Genomic DNA, 2,834 nt, shown 5'->3' with positions numbered 1-2,834 from the left:
GTCAACCTGACGTATGATTCCAATCCCCCCCGGCAGATCCCGGCGATGAAACCGCTGACCTCCGGCTGGAATGCGGTTGGGTTCTCTGATGTTGATTCGGCTCCGGCAACGGATGCCCTTGTCAGTCTTACGAACTGGTCTTCACTGGTGGGTTATGATGCCGATACCCAGACCTATGAACTGGCGGCCCGCCCTGCTGACGGTGCAGTCATGTCTCCGGGACAGGGCTACTGGCTTTGTGTGGATACGGATGGTAGTCTTGCGGCCATCGGGGGGGCCTGAATCATCTTCCTTTTTTAATTTTATTTGATCCATTTGCGCCAAATATATATTTTATTGAAGTAATGTCATGATCATATCTGGTGCGCACAATACATTCTCCGTGTTTGCAGGGGCCTTTCCCGGTATGGGCGCCTGTGAGTAATATTTGTCAAATAACCGGATAATGTGGCTCATTTTTTCATTTTATTTAGTAAATAGCGACATTTTTGATTTAATCGCATTATCGTCGCTCAGATTGATCATTTGATCCGGCATTGTGAGTCAATTTTATTAATATAATTTGATTTACAAATCGCCGATAAAAATCAAAATGATTTTATATTGATCTCCAAGAGGTCTATTGGCTAGGGGAATAGTGTTCTGGTCGAGGTAATGACAATGAAAAAAGATGAATTTCAAAAATATGGGCTTTCGGCGCTCATCTGCCTCTGCGTGATCGGCGCAGTGCTGGTGGCCCCCCCGGCAGCAGCGGCGGGGACGACCAGTGTCACCGTGACGAAGTACTGCGACAACAACTATTCAGCTGTTGCCAACTCAGCGACCATCAGCTGGTCAAACATGACAACAGATTACGATAATGTTGTGAGCAACGGTGATATCTACATGCAGGGCCCGGTCTTTGAGGACGAGTGGGTCGCCGCTGGTTTCGATATAAACAACTACAGCATCTGGGACGAGAATGAAAAAGGCGTCAACCTTGTTAGCTACGGCGGCCACAACGGCACTTCCATAAGTGACCTTGTCGGTGAAGTCGGTGGCATGAATGCCGGTGACGAGATCGCGATCAGGAGTGTCGGAAGTAAGACCTACTCCTCATGGTTTAGCGGCTCCCAAGTCAACAACCCGGACAGCGATCTCGGCGACCTGGTTCTGACCTGGTGGGACTCTGTTGATGGCAATGTCCCTACCTGGGATATCGGCATGCGACTCTACTTCTACAACTCAAGTGTGAATAACTTCACCAACTGGGATATGCACGAATCACTGCCATCCTGGTACTGGAAGAACTACACCGACCGGAACACCGGCGACCAGTACCCCCCCTCTGCAAAGGGTCTCTCTGTGAAGATGGTCAACACCATTGACATCTACCCGGCTCACCGCTATGACTTCGCCACCGGCGGAGACACGGTTGAGTACGCGTATGAGGGCGAAGTCAATGGAACTCCAACCGTGAACGAGCCGAGCCTCACTACAGTTGATACATCCAAGATTGCGACGGTTGACAACGTATTCGAGACAACTTCGAGTACGAACGACGGCAAGTTCGCTGCACAGCGCTTTGTCTTCGACCTCTCTGAAGACGCAGCCAACATCGAGAAGCTGGCCTTCACCTGGACCGGCACCGGCAGCCATGAAAGCGGAGACCCCCCCGCAGATCAGGGCGCCACCACCTACATCTGGAAGAATAATGTTGGCTACATGCCACTCTCCAGCGTCACCACAGGCATCAGCGATTATGTCGTTAACGGTGACGTCACCGTGCTCGTGAAGCAGAATGCTGCATCAAGTGGAGGAGATGCATCCAGTCTCTCCACTGACTACGTAAAGCTCGTGGTGACGCATCACCACTCCAACTAACCCTTTTTTCCTTTTTCTTTGAGTGATTGAAATGAAAAAACTGAATTTACTATTATTATCATCCCTTATTTTGCTCTCTTTCATCTGCACGCCGGTTCTGGCGACGACCTGGTACCTCCATGACGGCGATGCCATCAGTGATTACACAGAAGTTTCAGGAACAGTAGATACCCAGCCCGGCGACACCATCTTCCTCTACAACGGTACGTATGGTGAATTTACGGTACATAAACCCCCCCACCTCTCCATCATTGGCGAGGGTGCCGATCTGGTGACTGTCAGCCTCAATGAAGGGGGGGTTCTATTAGTCTGGGAGGTGGCTACACCTATGCAGACGCGAATGGCACTCTCATAGAGGGTATTTCCGTTGTCGGCGGTTCTCGTGGCATATCTACAGAGAAAGACATCTCTTGCGACTCCATCATCCGTGACTGCATAATAAAGGGAACAACCAGCTATGTCTCAATAAAAAGTAACAATATTACCTTTGAGAATAACACCGTGATGAATGGTATAGGCACCCCCCCTTGGTGCTATTTAATGCTGAGAGATTCAAGCAACTCTACGATCATCAATAACAGGTTTACTAATTTTACAATTGCATCTGGATCTGGTGATATTAACCTTCGCAACACAGGTGCAGCTAATAACACCATCGCCGGGAACACCTTCGATGCTAAAGACGAAAGTTCCTTTTACTTCCGTGATGCCGGTGAGGGCAACAAAATCTTCCTGAACTCAAATGTCTCAGGCATCGGCCTCAGGGGGGGCACCGCCCCGACCACCACCTACTGGAACTCTCCTGAGCCCGTCACCTACACCTACAACGGCACGGAGCACACCGGCTGCCTCGGCAACTTCTGGTCGGACTACACCGGAAAGGATACCGATGGCGACGGAGTCATAGACACGCCCTACGAACTTCCCGACAGCCTGGGCACCGACCATGCGCCGCTGATGGCTGCGCACCC

Annotated in this window: 4 protein-coding genes; all 4 read left to right on the top strand. The window is 50.6% G+C overall.

Features of this window, described 5'->3' with window-relative positions:
* Nucleotides 1-282, top strand: a 282-nt coding sequence (locus JCM10550_RS16460; protein WP_218185277.1) for a hypothetical protein, incomplete at its 5' end; no start/stop codon positions are given.
* 378 nt (nucleotides 283-660) lie between these two features.
* Nucleotides 661-1,863 carry a hypothetical protein gene (locus JCM10550_RS16455; RefSeq protein ID WP_157200408.1) on the top strand — a complete coding sequence of 401 codons (1,203 nt, stop codon included), beginning with the start codon at nucleotides 661-663 and terminating at the stop codon, nucleotides 1,861-1,863.
* A gap of 31 nt (nucleotides 1,864-1,894) precedes the next feature.
* Nucleotides 1,895-2,218, top strand: coding sequence for a hypothetical protein (locus JCM10550_RS16450; RefSeq protein ID WP_157200407.1), 324 nt, complete (start codon nucleotides 1,895-1,897; stop codon nucleotides 2,216-2,218).
* Nucleotides 2,219-2,223: 5 nt separating this feature from the next.
* Nucleotides 2,224-2,834: NosD domain-containing protein (locus tag JCM10550_RS19995; RefSeq protein ID WP_281175454.1), on the top strand; the 611-nt coding region annotated here is incomplete at its 3' end.

The organism is Methanogenium cariaci JCM 10550, assembly GCF_001315945.1.
Taxonomy (GTDB): Archaea; Halobacteriota; Methanomicrobia; order Methanomicrobiales; family Methanomicrobiaceae; genus Methanogenium; species Methanogenium cariaci.
The sequence above is the reverse complement of the archived record's forward strand: the minus strand, read 5'-3'. Positions and strand labels throughout refer to the sequence as shown.

Bases quoted from the DNA above. Each gene is read 5' to 3' on its own strand.
- JCM10550_RS16450 (WP_157200407.1), top strand. From the start codon at position 1,895: ATGAAAAAACTGAATTTACTATTATTATCATCCCTTATTTTGCTCTCT.
- JCM10550_RS16455 (WP_157200408.1), top strand. From the start codon at position 661: ATGAAAAAAGATGAATTTCAAAAATATGGGCTTTCGGCGCTCATCTGC.